General features: G+C 60.0%; 20 protein-coding genes and 1 pseudogene. 11 read left to right on the plus strand and 10 right to left on the minus strand.

What is annotated here, in order from left to right; all coding sequences use genetic code 11:
• Positions 1-4 precede the first annotated feature (4 nt).
• The 3 genes and pseudogenes from ilvA to L6D82_RS07790 form a co-directional block, all read right to left on the minus strand.
• Positions 5-994, minus strand: a pseudogene (ilvA, locus tag L6D82_RS07780) (threonine ammonia-lyase, biosynthetic); the annotation flags it as partial.
• Positions 995-1,198: 204 nt separating this feature from the next.
• On the minus strand, positions 1,199-2,122 hold the full coding sequence (locus L6D82_RS07785; protein WP_085683743.1) for a magnesium transporter CorA family protein: 924 nt from the start codon (positions 2,120-2,122) through the stop codon (positions 1,199-1,201).
• A 7-nt stretch (positions 2,123-2,129) separates the two neighbouring features.
• Positions 2,130-3,704 carry a RimK family protein gene (locus L6D82_RS07790; RefSeq protein ID WP_134019833.1) on the minus strand — a complete coding sequence of 525 codons (1,575 nt, stop codon included), beginning with the start codon at positions 3,702-3,704 and terminating at the stop codon, positions 2,130-2,132.
• 92 nt (positions 3,705-3,796) lie between these two features.
• Between L6D82_RS07790 and L6D82_RS07795 the strand changes: the two genes are divergently transcribed.
• Positions 3,797-4,900, plus strand: a complete 1,104-nt coding sequence (locus L6D82_RS07795) for a GNAT family N-acetyltransferase/peptidase C39 family protein (protein WP_236188611.1) — start codon at positions 3,797-3,799, stop codon at positions 4,898-4,900.
• 5 nt (positions 4,901-4,905) lie between these two features.
• Here the strand turns inward: L6D82_RS07795 and L6D82_RS07800 are convergent, their stop codons facing one another.
• Together L6D82_RS07800 and L6D82_RS07805 are read right to left on the minus strand one after the other, a co-directional pair.
• Positions 4,906-6,051 carry a PQQ-dependent sugar dehydrogenase gene (locus L6D82_RS07800; RefSeq protein ID WP_129972760.1) on the minus strand — a complete coding sequence of 382 codons (1,146 nt, stop codon included), beginning with the start codon at positions 6,049-6,051 and terminating at the stop codon, positions 4,906-4,908.
• A 50-nt stretch (positions 6,052-6,101) separates the two neighbouring features.
• Complete coding sequence (locus tag L6D82_RS07805) at positions 6,102-6,443, minus strand: hypothetical protein (RefSeq protein WP_102686228.1); 342 nt, start codon at positions 6,441-6,443, stop codon at positions 6,102-6,104.
• Between the two features lie 194 nt (positions 6,444-6,637).
• On the opposite strand from L6D82_RS07805, the gene ku reads away from it, so the two are divergent.
• Positions 6,638-7,498, plus strand: coding sequence for a non-homologous end joining protein Ku (gene ku, locus L6D82_RS07810; RefSeq protein ID WP_102686229.1), 861 nt, complete (start codon positions 6,638-6,640; stop codon positions 7,496-7,498).
• A 42-nt stretch (positions 7,499-7,540) separates the two neighbouring features.
• Here ku and lpxO read toward each other — a convergent pair whose 3' ends face one another.
• Positions 7,541-8,440 (minus strand): lipid A hydroxylase LpxO, encoded by a 900-nt coding sequence (lpxO, locus tag L6D82_RS07815; protein ID WP_102718826.1) that lies wholly within the window; start codon positions 8,438-8,440, stop codon positions 7,541-7,543.
• A gap of 392 nt (positions 8,441-8,832) precedes the next feature.
• Here lpxO and L6D82_RS07820 point away from each other — a divergent pair, with 392 nt between their 5' ends.
• Entirely contained in the window at positions 8,833-10,419 is a 1,587-nt protein-coding gene (locus tag L6D82_RS07820; protein ID WP_236188612.1) for an ABC-F family ATPase, read from the plus strand.
• Between the two features lie 289 nt (positions 10,420-10,708).
• Complete coding sequence (locus L6D82_RS07825; RefSeq protein ID WP_085745769.1) at positions 10,709-11,896, plus strand: MFS transporter; 1,188 nt, start codon at positions 10,709-10,711, stop codon at positions 11,894-11,896.
• A gap of 4 nt (positions 11,897-11,900) precedes the next feature.
• Here L6D82_RS07825 and L6D82_RS07830 read toward each other — a convergent pair whose 3' ends face one another.
• Positions 11,901-12,938 (minus strand): alpha/beta hydrolase family protein, encoded by a 1,038-nt coding sequence (locus L6D82_RS07830; protein WP_085745770.1) that lies wholly within the window; start codon positions 12,936-12,938, stop codon positions 11,901-11,903.
• 235 nt (positions 12,939-13,173) lie between these two features.
• Positions 13,174-13,785: an FMN-dependent NADH-azoreductase gene (locus L6D82_RS07835; RefSeq protein WP_102686230.1), complete on the minus strand. Its 612-nt coding sequence runs from the start codon at positions 13,783-13,785 to the stop codon at positions 13,174-13,176.
• Positions 13,786-13,912: 127 nt separating this feature from the next.
• Here L6D82_RS07835 and L6D82_RS07840 point away from each other — a divergent pair, with 127 nt between their 5' ends.
• Positions 13,913-14,821 (plus strand): LysR substrate-binding domain-containing protein, encoded by a 909-nt coding sequence (locus L6D82_RS07840; RefSeq protein WP_102686231.1) that lies wholly within the window; start codon positions 13,913-13,915, stop codon positions 14,819-14,821.
• On the plus strand, positions 14,818-15,177 hold the full coding sequence (locus L6D82_RS07845; protein WP_064381756.1) for an MmcQ/YjbR family DNA-binding protein: 360 nt from the start codon (positions 14,818-14,820) through the stop codon (positions 15,175-15,177). The genes L6D82_RS07840 and L6D82_RS07845 overlap by 4 nt, the downstream gene beginning before the upstream one ends.
• Here the strand turns inward: L6D82_RS07845 and L6D82_RS07850 are convergent.
• A complete protein-coding gene (locus tag L6D82_RS07850) occupies positions 15,174-15,602 on the minus strand; it encodes a DUF1294 domain-containing protein (protein WP_085745774.1) in 429 nt (142 codons plus the stop codon). The genes L6D82_RS07845 and L6D82_RS07850 overlap by 4 nt on opposite strands.
• A complete protein-coding gene (locus L6D82_RS07855) occupies positions 15,599-16,429 on the minus strand; it encodes an undecaprenyl-diphosphate phosphatase (protein ID WP_085745775.1) in 831 nt (276 codons plus the stop codon). The genes L6D82_RS07850 and L6D82_RS07855 overlap by 4 nt, the downstream gene beginning before the upstream one ends.
• Positions 16,430-16,732: 303 nt before the next feature.
• On the opposite strand from L6D82_RS07855, the gene L6D82_RS07860 reads away from it, so the two are divergent.
• From L6D82_RS07860 to L6D82_RS07880, 5 genes are all read left to right on the plus strand, one after another.
• Positions 16,733-18,367 (plus strand): methyl-accepting chemotaxis protein, encoded by a 1,635-nt coding sequence (locus L6D82_RS07860; protein WP_102686233.1) that lies wholly within the window; start codon positions 16,733-16,735, stop codon positions 18,365-18,367.
• An 83-nt stretch (positions 18,368-18,450) separates the two neighbouring features.
• Entirely contained in the window at positions 18,451-19,014 is a 564-nt protein-coding gene (gene pnuC / locus L6D82_RS07865; RefSeq protein WP_007957471.1) for a nicotinamide riboside transporter PnuC, read from the plus strand.
• A complete protein-coding gene (locus L6D82_RS07870) occupies positions 19,011-19,535 on the plus strand; it encodes an AAA family ATPase (protein WP_085745778.1) in 525 nt (174 codons plus the stop codon). The genes pnuC and L6D82_RS07870 overlap by 4 nt, the downstream gene beginning before the upstream one ends.
• A gap of 356 nt (positions 19,536-19,891) precedes the next feature.
• Entirely contained in the window at positions 19,892-20,341 is a 450-nt protein-coding gene (locus L6D82_RS07875; protein WP_085745779.1) for a hypothetical protein, read from the plus strand.
• Entirely contained in the window at positions 20,342-20,914 is a 573-nt protein-coding gene (locus tag L6D82_RS07880) for an adhesin (protein WP_102718819.1), read from the plus strand.
• Positions 20,915-20,929 lie beyond the last annotated feature (15 nt).

Consider the following 20,929-nt stretch of genomic DNA (forward strand, 5'->3'; position numbering starts at 1 on the left):
CCGCCGCTCGCTCGGCGACATGGCGCAAGCTGTCGAAATTGATATTGGCGCCAGAATCGATGGCGATGAACGTCTGATTCCGTGCGCCGGTTTGCGCCACGTACTGTTTGATGCCCGCGACCGCTAATGCACCTGAAGGCTCGGTGATCGAGCGGGTATCGTCGTAGATATTCTTGATCGCCGCACAGAGCTCATCGTTGCTGACGGTAATGACCTCATCCACGCAGAAGCGGCAAACCTCGAACCCGTAAGCGCCGATCTGCGCCACCGCCACGCCATCGGCGAAAGTGCCCACGTTGGGCAACACCACTCGCTCATCCGCTTGCAGGGCAGCTTTCAGGCAGGCCGAGTGCTCCGACTCGACACCGATGATCCGCACCTCCGGTCGCAGGTATTTCACATACGCCGCGATGCCGGCGATCAACCCGCCACCGCCCACTGGGACGAAGATCGCATCCAGTGCGCCCTGATGCTCGCGCAGGATTTCCATCGCAACCGTGCCCTGGCCAGCGATCACATCTGGATCGTCGAAAGGCGAAACGAACGTTCGCCCAGTCTGCTCAGCCATTTGCAGCGCGTGGGCCAGGGCAAAGGGAAAGCTTTCACCATGCAATAGCGCCTCAGCCCCGCGACTGCTGACCCCCAGCACTTTCAACTCAGGCGTGGTTGCCGGCATCACAATGGTCGCGGCAATGCCCAGTTCCCGCGCCGCCAGCGCTACGCCTTGCGCATGATTGCCCGCCGACGCCGTGATCACGCCGCGCGCCTTCTGCTCGTCGCTCAACTGCACCAGCTTGTTGTAGGCACCACGGATCTTGAAGGAGAACGTCGGTTGCAGGTCTTCGCGTTTGAGCAGGATCCGGTTGCCCAGCGCTTCGGACAGCGCCGGCGCCGGTTGCAGCGGCGTGCGCACCGCCAGTTCATACACCGGCGCGGCGAGGATCTTTTTCACGTACTGCTCAAGCAGGGCTTGCTGGGCGGGGCTGTAGCGCATGGTCGTCTCCTGACGTTTGATTCAGAACCCCGGAGACAGAAAATGAAAACCCGCCTCTAGGGCGGGTTGGGTGCTGCAGTCGTGAGCTAGCCCGCCAAATGAGGAATGGCGGTAATAATGCTTGGCTGGCAGCGCAGTACGGTGGAAGTCATGGCCCCGAAATTAGCCCGGGCGCTGCTGGCAAGTCAATGGCGAATTCTGTTTTCATTTCGCCAGACGCCTGAGCCCGAACAGCATCCCGCCCGCCCCCAGCAGCATCGCCGCCAGGAACAACGGGTACGACACCCACCACGGCGTGCCGGCGGTCATCATGCTGAATTCCGACATGCCGCCGATGCTCGCAATCAGGTTGAGCGGCAGGAACACCACGTTGATCAGTGTCAGTTTGCGCAGCAGGTTGTTCATGCTGTTGTTCATCAGGTTGCCCCGGGCGTCGATCAGCCCGGAGAACACCGTCGAATAGATTTCCGCCTGCTTGTAGCACTGGTTGTTTTCGATGATCAGGTCGTCGATCAGGCCGATGGCTTCGCTGCCGAAATGCTGTTTTTCCGCGTGATTGCGCAACCGCGTCAGCACCGCGCCGTTGCTGTGAAGGGCGTTGATGTAATAGATCAGGCTTTCGCTGAGGTTGAACATCTGCACCAGATGCTGGTTTTGCATCGAGGCGTTGAATTTCTGCTGCAACTCCCGGGCGACCAGTTTGATCACCTTCAAATGCCCGAGGTAGTGATGGATGTTGTTGAACAGCAGATCCAGCAACACGTCCAGCGGCGTGTTCAGTGGCTGACGTGTGCCGACACCGTGCAGCGGCGTGTCGTCCGTGGCGATCACCAGCAACTGGCCCGGTGAGAACAGCAATCCGCAGGACGACACCTCGAACGCCAGGCTGCCGCCGCCGGAATAATTCTCCGGGCGTTTCCAGATCAGAAACAAGTGATCGGGGTGAAACTCGATCCGCGACACCTCGTCCGGATCCAGCGCCGAGGCCAGCGCGTGTTCATCGAGTTTGAAGTGACTGTGCAGCAAGTCGCGCTCGGCGGCGTCGGGGTCGCTGAACAGCATCACCTCGGCGTCCAGTCGCTCGACCCGCTGCAAACCGCCGTGATTCAGTGCAAAGCTGTTGATCATCGGCCGGTCACCAGGCCTGCCCGCGGCGTTTGAGTTCGAGACGCCGCACGAACTCTTCCAGTACCAGCGAATACAAATCGTCCTGCAGGTAGGCGTCTTCGATGCCGGCGTCGAGGTTCGGGTTGTCGTTGACCTCGATCACCACCACCTTGTCGCCGGCCTGTTTCAGGTCAACACCGTACAAGCCGTCGCCGATCAGGTTGGCGGTCTTCACCGCCAGTTCCACCACCGCGCGCGGCGCTTCGTGAATCGCCAGCGTGCGGCATTCGCCGTTGACGTCCTGGCCCTTGGCCTTGTGGTTGTAGATCTGCCAATGGCCCTTGGACATGAAGTACTGGCAGGCGAAGATCGGTTTGCGGTTGAGCACGCCGATGCGCCAGTCGTACTCGGTGTAGAAAAACTCCTGGGCCAGCAACAGCACCGAATGTTCGAACAGCTCGGCGGTGGCCTCCAGCAAAGCCTCTTGGCTCTCAACCTTGATCACGCCACGGGAGAAACATCCGTCGGGGATCTTCAGTACCAGCGGAAAACCGAGGCGCTCGCCGACCCGTTCGAAGTCTTCGGGTCGCTCCTTGTACAGGATTTCCGTAGCCGGCATGCCCAGTTGATGGCTGTTGAGCAGGTCGGTGAGGTAGACCTTGTTGGTGCAGCGCAGGATCGACGTCGGGTCGTCCATCACCACCAGACCTTCGCTTTCGGCCTTCTTGGCGAAGCGATAAGTGTGGTTGTCGACGCTGGTGGTCTCGCGGATCAGCAGGCCGTCGTACTCGGCCAGCCTTGCATAGTCCTTGCGTTCGATCAGCTCGACATCGATGCCCATGCCCTTGCCGACCCGCACAAAGTTTTCCAGTGCGCGGGCGTTGGACGGCGGCAACGCCTCCTGCGGATCGTGCAGGATCGCCAGATCATAACGCGCCACTTGCGGCGAACGCGGTACGCGCCAGATCTTGCGGCTGAAACCGTCCAGCGCATTGGCGAACTGATCTTCCTGATCGTCACGCAACTTGTGCAAGGCACCGGACTTTATGCCTTCGATGTGCCATCCGTTAGTTCTGCGAAACTCAACTAACAGAATCGGGCACGGAAATACTTCAAACAATTGCCGGGCCAGATCCTGCAACGGCTCGATATGGGTTTTGCCGAAATAAAGTGTCAGCGTAAAACCTTCGGTATCGCTGTAAAGATGATGACTGAGGGCTTTTTCCAGGGTTTTATCCAGGTCATCCAGCGCCAGACCGTAAAGGGATTTTCGCGTCAGTTCGCTGATGGTGCGCACCGAAGGAATCACCTTGTGCCCGCGCGCTTCAGCCAGCAGCGAGCAGTAATAACCGTGCCCCAGATACTTGTAGCTGCGGCACAGGTTGATCACCTGCACCCGTTTTCCCGGCTCGCTGTCGGGTGGTTGTTCAAGGTATTCCTGGGCCGTCAGGATGTCTTCGCTGGGGAAATACGAGGCCCAGTCTTCCTCGCGTTCGACGATGATCAACACTTGACTGGAAGTCCTGATCTGCGGTTTTAAATAAGTTGCCGGTGGCAAATTTTGACTGGATACTTCGCGCCAATGACCCTGTACCGCTGACATAGAAATTGATCCGTTGGAGAACAAGACCTTTTCTATTAAGCACGAAGTTTTTCGAAAGTCCCGTTTCGTTACGCAACTTTTACGGTGGTCATATGAATGCTGTTTTTCGCCTGGCGGTGGTTGAAGATTTGCCAGCGTTGCTCACGCTGGAGATGCACTGTTTCACCACGGATCGGCTCACCCGCCGCAGTTTCCAATGGATGATCACCCGGGCCAACGGGCAATTGTGGGTGGCCGAACGTGAGGGCCAACTCGCCGGTTATGCGTTGGTGCTGTTTCATCGCGGCACCTCGCTGGCCCGACTGTATTCCATTGCGATTGCCCCCGAGGCGCGCGGCGGCGGTCTGGGCAAGCAATTGCTGCAACGGATCGAGACCTGTGCGCTCGATCACGACTGCGCCTACCTGCGGCTGGAAGTGCGCACCGACAACCCCACCGCCATCGCCCTGTACGAGCGCAACGGTTACCGACGCTTTGCCTTGATCCATGACTACTACGAGGATCACGCCGACGCACTGCGTCTGGAGAAACGCATTCTCCAGCACCGCGACTCACGCAACATCAAGGTCCCCTATTACCGACAAACTACCGACTTCACCTGCGGCCCGGCCTGCCTGCTGATGGCCATGGGTGCGTTGCAGGCCGATCATTTGCTGGAGCGGCGCGAGGAATTGCAGTTGTGGCGCGAGGCAACCACGGTGTTCATGACGGCTGGCCATGGCGGTTGCAGCCCGCAAGGTCTGGCACTGGCAGCCTGGCGCCGGGGTTTCAAAGTGCGCTTGCAACTGAGCATGAGCGGGCCGCTGTTTCTCGATGGCGTGCGCGATGCGCATAAAAAAGACGTCATGCGCCTGGTCCATGACGAGTTCATGGCGCAACTGAACGACACAGACGTCGATCAGGTCATTGGCGTAACGCTGGACTTGCCCGCATTGCTGACCAACGGCGGTCAGCCCCTGGTGCTGATCAGCAGCTATCGCCTGACCCGGTCCAAATCGCCGCACTGGGTGATCGTCACCGACTGCGATGAAGACTTCGTCTACCTGCACGACCCGGATGTCGATCACAGCCAGCATCGTCAGCCCATGGACTGCCAGCACGTGCCGGTCAGCCATGGGGAGTTCGAGAAGATGTGCCGCTTCGGTCGTGGCAAGTTGCGGGCAGCGGTGGTGCTTTACGCCCGCTCGCCCGCATGACGCATTTATTTGAGTCCGACCTTGTACAGCGAACCATCGGACTCATCGGTCAGCACATACAGGTAACCGTCCGGCCCTTGGCGCACATCACGGATCCGCTGCTTCAGTTCGCCCAGCAAGCGTTCCTCATGCACCACCTTGTCGCCGTCGAACTGCAAACGGATCAGCTCCTGCGTCACCAGCGCACCGATGAACACGTTGTGCTGCCAGGGTTTGAAGCGATCGGCATCGTAGAAGGCCATGCCGGTGACGCCCGGGGATTTTTCCCAGACATGGTGCGGCCCTACCGTGCCTTCTGCGGTTTTGCCCTTGGCTTCCGGGATCGGTTGCATGGAATAGTTGATGCCGTGGGTCGCCAGCGGCCAGCCGTAATTCTTGCCGCGCTCGATGATGTTCACCTCGTCGCCGCCGCGCGGGCCGTGCTCGTTTTCCCACAGGGTTCCGGTCCACGGATTGAGCGCGGCGCCCTGGGGATTGCGGTGGCCGTAAGACCAGATCTCCGGGCGCACGCCGGACTGGCCGACAAAGGGGTTGTCATCAGGCACCTTGCCGTCGGGGTAGATCCGCACAACCTTGCCTTGCAGCTTGTCCAGGTCCTGCGCGGTCGGGCGGTCGTTGTTTTCGCCCAGGGTAATGAACAGGTAACCGTCGCGGTCGAACACCAGTCGCGAGCCGAAGTGGTTGCCGACCGACAGTTTCGGTTCCTGACGGAAAATCACGTTGAAGTCCTTCAGGGTTTTCAGGTCATCCGACAGGCGCCCGCGCCCCACCGCCGTCCCAGCCTTGTCACCCGCACCGCCGCCCTCGGCGTAGGACAGGTACACGAGGCGATCCTGTTTGAAATCCGGTGACAGCACTACGTCGAGCAATCCGCCCTGCCCTTTGGCCCAGACGTCCGGCACACCGGTGATCGGCGCGGACAGTTTGCCGTCAGCGCCTACCACACGCAGGTTACCGGGCCGCTCAGTCACCAGCATGCCCTGACGATCCGGCAGGAACGCCAAGGCCCATGGGTGCTCGAGCCCTTGGGTAATCGTTGTGACCTCGAGGGTGCCCTGCTCGCTTTGCAGCTCTTTGGGAGCGGCAGCGAACGCCGGGCTAGTGATCAGTGCACTGGCACACAGGCCGGCCAGAAGTGTTTTACGCAACATGCACGATTCCTTTTGTTCGTGTGAAGGGCTGACAGAAGCGGTTCTGCCATTCAACGGTTGCTCCCGCTGTCACGGGCTGGAGGATTGGGGATGAAGGTGGGTGGCGTGCTCGGGACGGAGCGCAGCGGCTGGCCATTGCCGATGCCGCGGTTTTCCAGGGTCGGCGGGCGTGGTACGGGCACCGTGTTCGGCCCGCGAACAGGCGGAGCGCTGGGCTGGGTGCCCTGCATGCTGTTGGGGTTGGCCCGGCGGATCGGGCTGTTGTAGGGGTTGTTGCTGTTGCCGGTCGGACTTTGCGCCAGCAACAACGGTGAATGCGTGATTGCGCCCTCTGCGTGAACCAGACCACCAGTGAGGGCGAGCAATGCAATGCCAAGCAGGAAACGGTTCATGAACGGCCTCTTTCGATGCACGTGGATTAGAGCCTTCGAGTCCACGCTACGCCCAGGGTTCGGATTTGTTAACCCGTCACCGCTAAACAAGATGTAACACGGCTTGACCTGCCGTTTACCGCCGCACCCTGCAAACAACGGAAACTTTTACGCAGGGCCACGGGTCACCCGAACATCACTCGGAGAACAGCACCATGGCTCGGGCAATCTGGAAAGGCGCAATCAGTTTCGGTCTGGTGCACATCCCCGTTGCGCTGGTTTCGGCGACCTCGTCCCAAGGCGTCGATTTCGACTGGCTCGACAGCCGCAGCATGGACCCGGTCGGCTATAAACGGGTCAACAAGGTCACCGGCAAGGAAGTCACCAAGGAGCACATCGTCAAAGGCGTGCAGTTCGAAAAAGGCCGCTATGTGGTGCTCAGCGAGGAAGAGATCCGTTCGGCACACCCGGTTTCGACCCAGACCATCGACATCTTCGCCTTCGTCGACAGCGAGCAAATTCCGTTGCAGAACATCGACACGCCCTATTACCTGGCCCCGGACAAGCGCGGTGGCAAGGTCTACGCCCTTCTGCGTGAAACCCTGAGCAAAACCCAAAAGGTCGCCCTCGCCCGTGTGGTTTTACACACGCGTCAGTATCTGGCCGCGTTGATGCCCCTGGAGTCGGCATTGGTGCTGGTGAAACTGCGCTGGCCTCAGGAAGTGCGCAGCCTTGATGAACTGGCACTGGGCAGCGAAGTGACCAAACCGCAGTTGGCCAAGGGTGAACTGGACATGGCCAAGCGGCTGGTGGAAGACATGACGGCAGACTGGACGCCCGAGGACTACAACGACGAGTTCGAAAACAAGATCATGGCGCTGGTGGACAAAAAGGCCCATGAAGGCAAGATCGAAGACGTTGAAACCGTTTCCGGTGAGGAAGAGCGCAAATCGGCCGATGTTATCGACCTGACCGAACTGCTCAAGCGCAGCCTCGGCGGGAAAGCCCCGGCCAAACCGGCGAAGAAGACCGCCAGCAAGGCAACACCAGCGAAGAAGACCAAAAGAGCGTCGTGAAAATGAAATCGGGCGACTGCCTTTCAACAGTCGCCCGATGCGTCAGATCAGAATAAAGATCGCCAGCAGTCCGCCGAAGATCGCCCACTTTTCCATGTAATAGAGCTTGCGATTGCGCTTCTTCAGCTCTTTGCCGCGCAGTCGAATCTTGTAGATTTTGGTAAACAATCGGTTGATGCCACCGGTGCGGTCACCCGCGTCGTTCGGTGCACCGGCCGCCGACATCACGGTACGGCTGAACCAGCCGTTGAACGCCGCTGCCCAGCGATACTTCATCGGACGTTCGACGTCACAAAACAGAATGATGCGATTCTGGTCGGTGGTGTTTTCTGCGTAATGAATGAAGGTCTCATCGAACATCACCGCTTCGCCATCACGCCAGTGATAGTTCTCGCCATCGACATTGATGTAGCAACCGGCGTCGTTCGGCGTTTCCAGGCCCAGGTGATAACGGTAGGAACCGGCGTAAGGATCGCGGTGACGCACCAGTTTCGAGCCCGGCGGCAATTCTGCAAACATCGCAGCCTTGATCGAGCCGATGCTCTGCACCAGTTCGGTAGTACGTGGGCACAGTTGCAGTGCCGACGGGTGGCTGTCGCCGTACCACTTCAGGTAGAAACGCTTCCAGCCGGTCTTGAAGAACGAGTTGAAACCGACGTCGTCGTACTGATTCGAGCGCTTGATCTCGCCGGCGCGCAGCAGATTGCGGCCTTCCTCGCGGATTTCTTCCCAGTGGGTCTGTAACGGAGTCAGGTCGGGAAAATCCTTCGGATCGAGATACGGCGTGTTGGGCTTTTTCGAGAACAGATAAAGGAAGCAGTTGATCGGTGCCAGAAACGAAGAGTGATCGCTAAGTTGTCGACCGAGCTTGTGGCGCACGCGACCACGCAGATGAACGTATGCAATGGAAATGACATATACAGCGGCAATGATGAGTTTCACGGAAATCGTCACACGTCAGAAGTGAGCAAACTGCGCGCCTTCAGGGCTGTGGCCCAAGGTCTGTGGCAGTGGTCTGAAATCAAAAAAAACGTCCCGGTGGCGCATCCTTGAGCCCATGCCGGACAAGGCATTGGGTGAATGGATGGCATTTTAGCCACAGTTTGTAACCAATAGTGAACACTCGTCTGTGAAAAACTGTCCCGCGATCGCGCCAAACGGCAATCGGGATGTCACCGCCCTATCGTTTAAAGAGCCAGACCAGTACAATCGCCGCCAAACTTTACGCGCCCCCCTTGGTTGATGACGGGATTGTCCCGCCTCAGCGCACTTCGACTCGGGCCAAGCGCTCCGGCTGCACCCTCGCTACTCAGCACGCTTCGCAGGAAAAACCTTTGATTTCTACAGCTAACATCACCATGCAGTTCGGCGCCAAGCCGCTGTTTGAAAACGTTTCGGTCAAATTCAACGGCGGCAACCGCTACGGCCTGATCGGCGCCAACGGTTGCGGCAAGTCGACCTTCATGAAAATCCTCGGCGGCGACCTCGAGCCGTCCGGTGGCCAGGTCATGCTGGAGCCGAACATTCGCCTGGGTAAATTGCGCCAGGATCAGTTCGCCTACGAAGAATTCACCGTGATCGACACCGTGATCATGGGTCACGAGGAGCTGTGGAAGGTCAAGGCCGAGCGCGACCGCATCTACTCGCTGCCGGAAATGAGCGAAGAAGACGGCATGGCCGTGGCCGAGCTGGAAACCGAGTTCGCCGAAATGGACGGCTACACCGCCGAATCCCGCGCCGGTGAACTGCTGCTGGGTCTGGGCATTCCGCTGGAACAGCATTTCGGCCCGATGACCGAAGTCGCGCCGGGCTGGAAGCTGCGTGTTCTGCTGGCCCAGGCACTGTTCTCCGATCCTGAAGTGCTGCTGCTCGACGAACCGACCAACCACCTGGACATCAACACCATCCGCTGGCTGGAAACGATTTTGACGGCGCGTAACAGCACCATGATCATCATTTCCCACGACCGTCACTTCCTGAACAGCGTCTGCACCCACATGGCCGACCTGGACTACGGCGAGCTGCGTCTGTTCCCGGGCAACTACGACGAGTACATGACCGCGGCGACCCAGTCCCGCGAGCAACTGCTGTCGGACAACGCCAAGAAGAAAGCCCAGATCGCCGAACTGCAAACGTTCGTCAGCCGCTTCTCGGCCAACGCCTCGAAAGCCAAGCAGGCCACTTCCCGTGCCAAGCAGATCGACAAGATCCAGCTGGCCGAAGTCAAGCCATCGAGCCGCGTGAGCCCGTTCATCCGTTTCGAACAGACCAAGAAGCTGCACCGCCAGGCCGTGACCATCGAGCAGATGTCCAAGGGCTTCGACGGCAAGACCCTGTTCAAGAACTTCAGCTTCACCGTTGAAGCCGGCGAGCGCGTAGCGATCATCGGCCCGAACGGCATCGGCAAGACCACTCTGCTGCGCACGCTGATGGGCGAACTGAACCCGGACGCAGGCACGGTGAAGTGGACTGAAAGCGCGGAGCTGGGCTACTACGCTCAGGACCACGCCCACGACTTCGAAGACGACGTCAGCCTGTTCGACTGGATGGGTCAGTGGACTCAGGGCGAGCAAGTGATCCGTGGCACCCTCGGTCGCATGCTGTTCTCCAACGACGAGATCCTCAAGTCGGTGAAGGTGATTTCCGGTGGTGAGCAAGGTCGCATGCTGTTCGGCAAGCTGATCCTGCAAAAGCCGAACGTACTGGTAATGGACGAACCGACCAACCACCTGGACATGGAATCGATCGAGGCGCTGAACCTGGCGCTGGAAAACTACCCGGGCACGCTGATCTTCGTCAGCCACGACCGTGAGTTCGTATCGTCCCTGGCCACCCGCATCATCGAGCTGAGCCCGAACGGCGTGACCGACTTCAGCGGCACCTACGACGATTACCTGCGCAGCCAAGGCGTAGTGTTCTGAGTCGAATCGAGCGGTAAACAGAAAGCCCTGTCCTTGTGACAGGGCTTTTTTTTGCTCATTGCTGATCGTTCCCACGCTCTGCGTGGGAATGCCTCAAGGGAGGCTCCGTGTTCCAGCTCTCGAATGGGACGCAGAGCGTCCCGGGCTGCATTCCCACGCGGAGCGTGGGAACGATCAACATGAGGCCGTGGGTGCGTGGTGCGTGGAATCGATCGTTAGCCTGCTTTCTTTTATTTCAGCGCCACGCCATGATGCGGACTCTCCCACCGCCGCCCGCGAACGAGTTCTCATGTCTGCGCAGCAACAGCCACCGCAAAGCTCCATGGCGATCACCCTGCAGATCGTCTCCATCGTTTTCTATACCTTTATTGCCTTCCTCTGCATCGGCCTGCCGATTGCGGTGCTGCCCGGTTACGTGCACGAACAACTGGGTTTCAGTGCCGTGATCGCGGGGCTGGTGATCGGTTCGCAATACCTGGCCACTCTGCTCAGTCGGCCCATGGCCGGGCGCATGTCGGATACCGTCGGGACCAAACGGGCGATTGTTTACGGCTTGTCGGGGATCGTACTCAGCGGCTTGTTGACGCTTGTCTCTACGTTGCTGCAGGACTTCCCGCTGACGAGCCTGATCATCCTGATCGCCGGGCGCTTGCTGCTCGGTATCGCGCAAGGATTGATCGGCGTCGGCACCATCAGTTGGTGCATGGGTCAGGTAGGGGCGGAACATACCGCCCGTTCCATCGGCTGGAACGGCATCGCCTCTTATGGCGCCATCGCCATCGGCGCGCCGTTGGGTGTGCTGATGGTGGCCGACTACGGCTTTACCAGCCTCGGGATCGCGCTCTCGGTATTGGCCGCTGGCGCCCTGTTGCTGATCCGCAACAAGCCTTCGGTGCCGGTGGTGCGCGGCGAACGCCTGCCGTTCTGGAATGTATTCGGACGCATTGCACCGTTCGGCGCCAGTCTGAGCCTGGCTTCGATCGGTTACGGCACCCTGACCACCTTCATCACCCTGTATTACCTCAATCGCGGCTGGACCGGCGCGGCGTACTGCCTGACGGTATTCGGTGTGTGCTTCATCCTGTCGCGACTGCTGTTCATTTCAGCCATCGCACGTTTTGGCGGTTTTGCGTCCGCCATCGCCTGCATGGCCATCGAGACCGTCGGACTGTTGCTGCTGTGGCTCGCACCCTCGACCGCGTACGCCTTGATCGGCGCAGGCCTGGCCGGATTCGGTCTGTCGCTGGTGTATCCAGCGCTGGGCGTTGAAGCGATCAAGCAGGTACCCAACTCCAGCCGTGGTGCCGGGCTGAGTGCCTATGCGGTGTTTTTCGATCTCGCACTGGCGATTGCCGGCCCGTTGATGGGCGCGGTGGCGTTGAATCTGGGGTATTCGTGGATTTTCCTGATCGCTGCACTGCTGTCCGTCACCGGACTGGCGCTGACGTTATGGCTCAAGCGTCGGGCAATGGCCTGAGCCTTTACTGATCCGCCGTCTGCATCCCCGCGCGGGTCGGCCTGCCCAGAGCGTGGGAGAAGAACCGCCCGGCCTCGGAAATCAGGTTGCGATGGATGTCTTCGCGATCCACGCCATCGGCATCGGTGCACAGCGCCGGCATGGCGAGGATCTGCTCTTCGGTGCACGGCGCCATGAACACAAAGTGCCCTGCCCCGGCCAGCAATTTGAAGTCGGGCGCGGTCGGCAGCTTGCGCGCCAGGGCGGCGGCGTTTTTGTCGAAGGCCACCAGTTTGTCGCCGTCACCGCTGTAGAGCAGCACCGGCACGTGAACATCGGCGAGGGTGTGACGACCAAACTTGAGGCTCAGCGGTGCCATCAACAGCAGCGCATGCACGCGCGGATCGGCCACCGGTTGCAGATCGTCGCGATCGACAATCAACTCACCCTGGGTGTTGCAGGCGTCGCGGTCGTCCGGGCGTTCCTGGCAGTAACGGCGCAGACGATCCAGATCAGGCTGTGCGCCGGACAGAATCAACGCGGTCTCGCCGCCTGCCGAATAACCAATGACGCCAACCTGATCAGCATTCACGTACGGCGCGAGCATACGGTCGCCCAACGTGGCGGTAATGGCTTCGGAAATCTGGATCGGCCGGCCGTAAAGGTTGCTCAGCGTACCGAGGCGGCTGTGATCCTTGGAGTTGTCGCCGGGGTGAATCACCGCCACCACCACAAAGCCCTTGCGTGCCAGTGACGTGGCCAGATCGTGCAGCGCCAGTGGCGTGCCGGTGTTGCCGTGGGACAGCATCAGCATCGGGAAGCGGCCGATGGCGACTTTGGTGTCTTCGCCGGCCTCGACCGAATAGCCTTCGAGCAGGCTCATGTGTTCGCGATCGCTGGAGGGATAGAACGCGATGGCACGCATCGGTTGCAGGTCGAGCGGGTCGAGGAACGTCATCTCGTGATAGCCGACGCTCCAGCGTGGGTGCTGCCCGGGCGCAGCGTGCACTGAATTGAGGCTGCCGAGCAGGCAAATCAGTAACGCTGCACAAAGACGCATCATGGGATGCCCCACCCTGTTGTTACTCAATCGAAAGATCCGTTGTGTTCGACGCCCGAAATTCCGAGGTTCGGTGATCCGGCGCGGCGTTGCACTCAGACGTTGATCATCAGACTGCATAACCCGGGCCAGATTATGTAACAGTCAGAAACAAAAAACTCCGTATCTGGCCCTTGCGGATCCAGAATACAGAGTTTTTTTGGGTTTGCCTGAACAGGAGCTGTTCTTTACGCAAGCCTTACGCGGCGGCGAACAGTTGCTCGCTGATTTTCGCCTGAGCAGCGCTCATGGCGCTGTTGCGCACTTCTTCGCCATAGGCCAGGCCTTCAGCACGCACGACTTCGATGTCGGTGATGCCGAGGAAGCCGAACACCAGCTTCAGGTAGTCTTCGTGCGCCACGCCCGAAGCCTGACCTGCGTGGATGCCGCCAGCGGTGGACACGATCACCACTTTCTTGCCACCGCACAGGCCTTCAGGGCCGGCTTCGGTGTAGCGGAAGGTCTGGCCGGCAACGGCAATGCGGTCGATCCAGGCTTTGAGCTGGGTCGGCACGGTGAAGTTGTACATCGGTGCAGCGACGACGATGGCGTCGGCGGCGATGAATTCGGCCAGGGTGGTGGCGCTCAGTTCGGCTTCGTGCTGTTGTGCGGCGTTGCGCAGTTCAGCGGTGGTGCCGGCGGCAACCAGAGTGGTCGACGAGAAGTGGCTGATGGCGTCGGCGGCCAGGTCGCGGTAGGTCACGACAGCGCTTGGCTCGGCGGCTTGCCAGGCTTGAGTCACTTGACTGCTCAGCTGACGGGAAGCGGAGTTGTCGCCCAGAATGCTCGAATCGATGTGCAGCAGTTTCATGTGGAATCTCCTGGAATGAATCGCCGGTGGCGACGGAATGGAGACAATCCTACCGACGAAACCAATAGCTGATTAGACGGCAACAATGCGATAGTTTGTCCCACTGATAGAACAGTCGGATTTCCCCATGCAAGACCTCAACGATCTCTACTATTTCGCCAAAGTGGTCGAGGCTGGCGGATTCGCCGCCGCCGGCCGCTTGCTGGGCATTCCCAAGTCACGCCTTTCACGGCGCATCGCCGAGCTGGAAGAACGCCTCGGCGCACGCTTGCTGCAACGCACCACTCGCCAATTGAAGCTGACGGCGGTCGGCGAACGCTATCTGCGTCACTGTCAGGCAATGCTGCTGGAAGCGGAAATGGCCGACGAGACGGTCGCCAGCATGTCCAGCGAGCCTCGCGGACGCCTGCGCGTTTCAAGCCCTACCGGGCTGGCCCATGAAATGCTGCCAGTGGTGATCAGCAATTTCCTTGGCAAATACCCTCAGGTGCAGCTGGAAGTCACCCTGATCAATCGCCGGGTCGACCTGATTACCGAAGGCATCGACGTGGCCCTGCGCGTGCGCGAACACGGCGATGAAGAACCGATGCTGGTGACCCGCCGCCTGCGGCAAGCGCAAATGGTGGTGGTGGCTAGCCCTTCCTTTATACAAGGCGTGGAAATCAATCATCCGCAAGACTTGAAGAACTTGCCGGTGTTAGGCGCTTTGGAGGCCGACCGCATGGTGCATGTGCGCCTGCTCGATCAGCACGGCAAGAGTTGCGATCTGGCGCTGGAAGCCCGGCTGGGGATCGACGATTTCATCGTGCGCAAGGCGTGTGTGCTGGCCGGCCAGGGTTTCACCCTGTTGCCGATGATGTATTGCGAAGCCGAGTTGAATAACGGCACGCTGGTGCAATTGTTGCCGGACTGGTCACTGCCTGGCGGCTGGCTGCAAGCGGTGTATCCGCATCGGCGCGGGGTGATGCCGGCGGTGCGCGCGTGGATCGATCATCTGGTCGAATCGTTCAATGCCTGTGGAGAACGGCTGTTATGAAACAAGGAAAGATGAGCGAGAAGGACGTCGCAGAGTTCTGCCTGGCCCTGCCCGGCGCCCGGGAAGACTACAAATGGGGTGGCGTGCGGGTGTTTTCGATTGCCGGCAACAAGATGTTCGCCTTGCAGGGATTGCGCGGTGATTCGCTGGCATTCAAGGTCGACAAGGACCTGTTTCTCGGTCATTGCGACCGGCCGGGCATTCACCCGGCGCCGTATCTGGCCCGGGCGCAATGGATCATCATGCACCCGCCCTACCCGCTGGGCGCCGAGGAACTGCAAGGGTTGCTGCAGCGTTCTCATCAACTGGTGGTGAGCAAGCTGCCCAAGCGCGTGCAGGTCGGGCTGTTGCTCTAGAACAGCGCCAGCAGGTTGGAACCGAGGAACAACTGATCGATCCAGAACATCTGGTGCAACGCCACGATCATCCAGAACAGCACCTGAAACGACACCTTGCGCGTCTTGTGCCGGAAGACCTGCTGGGCGATCAACGCGCCAGGCCAGCCGCCGGCCAGTTCCACGGCGTGCAGGATGTTCTCCGGCGTACGCCAGGCGTCGGCGCGGGCCTTGCGCTTGTCCGCCCAGTACAGGAAAAACGCCAGCACGCTGACCAGCCCGTAAGCCGTCAGCGGTACCAGGGAAATCCCGCGCAGCCACATCGACAGCGAGCCGGACAACGGCAAGGCGCAGACGATCAGCAGCACCACCAGCTTCAATTTCAGATGCTGAACATTGCCACCGGAAGGTCCGCGTTCCGGGCGACGTGCGCGGGAATCACTCATGGCTGGGCGGCCGTCCAGTCGACCCAGCCGAACTGCCAGGTCGCCAGAATCACCAGACCGAAGACGATCCGATACCAAGCGAACGCCGCGTAGCTGTGGCTGCCAATAAACTTGAGCAAACCGCGCACGGCGATCATGGCGAAGATGAAGGCCGTGACAAAACCGATGGCGAACACCGGAAAATCTGCCGGTACGAACAGGTCGCGATACTTGTAGCCCGAGTACACCGCCGCACCGACCATGGTGGGCATCGCCAGGAAGAACGAAAACTCGGTGGCGGTCTTGCGCGACAGGCCGAACAGCAGGCCGCCGATGATGGTCGAGCCAGAGCGCGAGGTGCCGGGGATCATTGCCAGGCACTGGGCGAAGCCAATCTTCAGTGCATCCGTCCAGCGAATCTCGTCGACCGTTTCGGCATGGACTTCATGCTGACGCTGTTCGGCCCACAGCATCACGATCCCGCCCACCACCAGCGCGGCGGCAACGGTGATCGGGTTGAACAGGTAGTGATGAATCAAGTCGGCGAAGATCACCCCCAACACCACGGCGGGCATGAAAGCGATCAGCAGGTTGACCGTGAAGCGCCGCGCACTCGGCTGGGTCGGCAAGCCGATGACCACGTCGAGAATCTTGCGTCGAAACTCCCAGACCACCGCGAGAATCGCGCCGAGCTGAATGATGATGTTGAACGCCATGGCCCGCTCGCCTCCGAAATCGAGCAAGTCGGCAACAATGATCTGGTGTCCGGTACTGGAAATGGGCAAAAACTCCGTCAGCCCCTCTACAACTCCAAGAATTAGTGCCTGCAAGGCCGTCCAAAGATCCATCAATCCCCCAGAGAGCGATGCGCAGCGGCATGCTCCGATAGTATTTTTTACGTTCACTTCGTTCAGCGTAGCTGGTTGTAGCTGTACCGATTCCGCACGCGCAGGATCCACACGAAACAGTCAAAATTCCGTGAAAAATCAATTTGGATTCAGGTTTTCACGCGCGGGGCCGAAATCCTAACAGACAAGTCGTAATCGCGCTGCCGCGTTCTACGACTTGGGTCGCGTATGCCCGGTCACCGAAACGTGGTTGGATGCTGGCGGTGGTTTATTACAAGAAAAAGAATCCGGAGTGACAGCGTTATGAACAGCTTGCGCAGTGTGTCGATCAGCCGACGCTTGTGGCTCATCTTGATTGTGGCGGTGGTCATGCTCCTGACGTTGGGCGTGTTGATGCTCAAGCAGATCCACGATGACCTGTATCACGCCAAGGCCCAGAAAACCCAGCATGTGGTGCAGACCGCCAGCGGTTTGCTGACCTACTACCAAGGCCTTGAAGCGGCAGGCACCCTGACCCGCGACGTGGCGCAGAAACAGGCGCTGACCGCGATCCGCGGCCTGCGTTATGACCAGAACGACTACTTCTGGATCAACGACCTCACGCCCGTGATGGTCATGCACCCGACCAACCCAAAGCTTGAAGGCCAGAACCTCTCGGCGATACGGGATCCGGACGGTTTTGCGGTGTTCAACGAAATGGTCGCCATCGCCAAGGCCAAGGGCGCCGGCATGGTCGATTATCGCTGGCCCAAACCCGGCGCCAGTGAACCGGTGGCCAAGACCTCCTACGTGAAACTGTTCGAGCCGTGGGGCTGGGTCATCGGTTCGGGCGTGTACGTCGACGACGTGCAGGCCGAGTTTCAGGGGCAGGTGATCAAGGCGTCGGTGGTCGGGCTGGTCATCGCGGTGATCATGGCGCTGCTGGTGATCCTGATCGCGCGCAGCATCGTCCGCCCGTTGCAGGAAACCGTGAACGCCATGGCCAACATTGCCAGCGGCGAAAGCGATCTGACTCGCAGCCTCGACACCCACGGCCAGGACGAAGTCACTCAACTGGCCCATCACTTCAATGCCTTCACCGCCAAGTTGCGCCGGGTGATCGGTGACTTGCAGGTGTCCGCCAGCGCATTAGGCCAGTCGTCCAGCGAATTGGGCAATGATGCAGCGCAGGCCCAGCAACGCAGCCAACAGCAGTCGCAGCAGATGGAACTGGTGGCTACTGCCGTCAACGAAGTGACCTACGGCGTACAGGACGTGGCGAAGAATGCCGAACACGCCGCCAGCGAAATGCGTGATGCCGAGGCGCAGGCCCAGCAAGGCCAGATCAACATCGATGGCAGCCTGCAGCAGATCGACAAGCTCTCCGGCACCATCGATCAGGCCGTTGAAGTCATCCGCACGCTGGCGACGGAAAGCACGCAGATCGGCAGCGTGCTGGAGGTGATCCGTTCAATTGCCGAGCAGACCAACCTGCTCGCCCTCAACGCCGCGATTGAAGCGGCTCGCGCCGGTGAACAGGGTCGCGGTTTTGCGGTGGTGGCTGACGAAGTGCGTTTGCTGGCTCAGCGCACGCAGAAGTCCACGGCGGAGATTCAGACGATGATCGAACGCCTGCAGAATCACTCCGAAGCCGCCGTGAAGGTGATCGGCGACAGCAGCAAGGCCTCGCAACTGACCATCGAACAGGCCGGCCTCGCCAGCGCCAGCCTGAACGCCATCGGCCAGGCGCTGCGCAACCTCAACGGCCTGAACGCCTCTATTGCCAGCGCAACGCTGCAGCAGGCGCACGTGGTCGAGGACATCAATCAGAACGTCACCCAGGCGGCGGGCTTGTCCCACAGCACCGCGCTGGCGGCCGAACAGTCGAGCGTGGCGAGTGTGAAACTCGGCCAGCTCAGCGAACAACTGAACGGGCTGCTGCGCCAGTTCCGCGTCTGATAGCCCTTGCAGGTGGGAACTCGTTTCCCACCTGTTTTTCGGTACAATCCGCTCCCTCTTTTATTTCCCCCCAAGGATCCTGCATGTCCGGGCTTGAACTGTTTGCGGCCGCCCTCGGCGTGATCGCCGTGTGGCTCACGGTCAAACAGAATCCGTGGTGCTGGCCGATCGGGCTGGTCATGGTGTCGCTCTACACCTGGGTGTTCTTCGAGGTGAAGCTGTATTCGGACATGCTGCTGCAGGTGGTTTATGCCGGGCTGCAAATCTATGGCTGGTGGCAATGGACACGGGCCGGGACGATGCATGACGGGCGCGAAGTCAGCCGGCTCGACAATCGCTCGATTGCGCAGGGCCTGGCCATCGGCGCGGTGGGCAGTCTGTTACTGGGCGCGGCCATGGCCCACTGGACTGACGCTGCGCAACCGTGGCTCGACGCGGCGCTGACCGGTTTCAGCCTGGTCGCGCAATTCTGGATGGCCCACAAGCGCCTGCAATGCTGGGCGCTGTGGTTCGTGCTGGATGTGATCTTCGTCGGGCTGTTCCTCTATAAAGGGCTGTACCTCACGGCGGCGCTGTATGCCCTGTTCACCCTGATCGCGGTGCAAGGCTGGCGCGAATGGCGTGCCGATCCGGCGTTGCAACGATGAAAGTAATCGTTCTGACCGGCCCCGAATCCACGGGCAAGAGCTGGCTGGCGGCTGGAATCCAACAGCAGTTCGGCGGTTTGCGGGTGGACGAGTATGTGCGCTGGTTCATCGAGCAGAACCAGCGGGATACTTGCCTGGCCGATATCCCCGAGATCGCGCGCGGCCAGTTGCAATGGGAAGACGCGGCACGCACGCAGCAGCCGCAATTGCTGATTCTCGATACCCATCTGTTGAGCAACATTCTGTGGAGCCAGACCCTGTTCGGCGACTGCCCGCCCTGGCTGGAAACCGAATTGCTGGCCCGTCATTACGACTTGCACCTGCTGCTCTCCCCCGAGCAGATCGAGTGGACGGACGATGGTCAGCGCTGCCAGCCCGATTTCAGTGAACGGCTCGCGTTCTATCAGGCCACCCGGACCTGGCTGGAAATCCATCACCAACCCTTGCAGATCATTCAGGGCAACTGGCTCGAACGCCAGCAGCAAGCCTTCGACGCGGTCCGCGCCCTGCTCGCGGACTGACCCGGTTTTCGGGGCGTTTGCCCCGCCGCAGCCCCCTGTTTTGGGGCCAAAGTGTCCGTTCCTGAAACACTCTTTCGGGTGCAAAGTGCCCGTCTCAGCGCCCTTCATGCCTTTGTCATCCGACTTGTTACGCGGTTGAAACACTGCCCTGCAAACCCTTGTTCCAGAGCTTTGCAATGGCTATGGGGGGCGGGGAAGGTCCTGGCCTGTTTCAGCGTTGAAACAGTTTTTGTATCAGCCCTGCGCTAATCCAACCCAAGGCACTGAAATTCAAAGATATTTCAAAAGCGGCACAGCTTTCGCTCTCTCCTTCACAACGCTGACCAGGCCAGCCCACTGAAGAAGGAATTGCCACCGTGGGAAATATCAAAAAAGCCTTTACCTGCCTTCTGCTGATCGGATCAGCCGCCAGCCCGTTTCTCAGTTTCAACGTTCAGGCCGAAGGCAATGGCGTGATCGTGCTCAATCGTGACGTCCAGCCGATCCCGATCGGCCGCAGCGGCGGCAAAGACCCGTACCCCACCACCGTCAATGCCAATCCTTCGGGCCGCATCGGTCAAGCAATGACCAGCACCGAACTCAACGACGGTGAATTTGCCAGTGTAGCCAGCGGCTCCTCGATTCGCGGCAGCATCACCACCCCGACTTCGAACATCCCCGGCATGAACACTGTAACCAACCCCAATGGTTTGCCAGGCATGGGAGGTGGTCACGGCGGCGGCGCCGGCGGCTCGATCTCCAATACCGTCAACCGTGCCATGAGCTCCGGTCTTGCTCCGCTGACCCGTATGGCTGGAGGCCAATAAATGAATCGCTCTCTGCTCCTGCTCGCCCTCCTCGGCTGCACCAGCGTCATGGCCGACCCAAGCTCTGTGAACAACGCGAACATTCAAGACACCGGCATCCAGTATCGCGGCAACTACAACGTCAACCAGGCGGCAGGCGACCAGATGCAACAGACCAATACCAAAGCAATCGCCATTGGCACCAATGCCAGTGCGACCACCAGTGTCATCCAGCACATCAACACACCCGCCGAGCGCACTGGCAATGCCAGCGCCACCATTGGCGGCAACTCTTTCAGCAATGGCAACGGAATCCTGGGCGTGAATCAGGGCGCCGGGGCCAACAACCAGATGGCCAACGTTACGCGCGTCAGCATCAGTGCTGCCCCGCAGAGCGTTGACGATAGCGCCCTTTCCCAACAGAACGTGGCGTTGTTACCGAGCTCAGGAGCAACTGGCACCTCACCCGGCAGTCGCCAGGTCACGACAAGTGATCAGGCCTTCACCGGCAGCCGAGGGGTAATCCAGGTGAACCAGAGTGCCGGGGTGGGGAACCGAATGGCTAACACCCTGAGCATCCGGGTCGCTGACTGACCCAAACAACAAAAG

Source organism: Pseudomonas paraglycinae (genome assembly GCF_021601625.1).
GTDB lineage: Bacteria > Pseudomonadota > Gammaproteobacteria > Pseudomonadales > Pseudomonadaceae > Aquipseudomonas > Aquipseudomonas paraglycinae.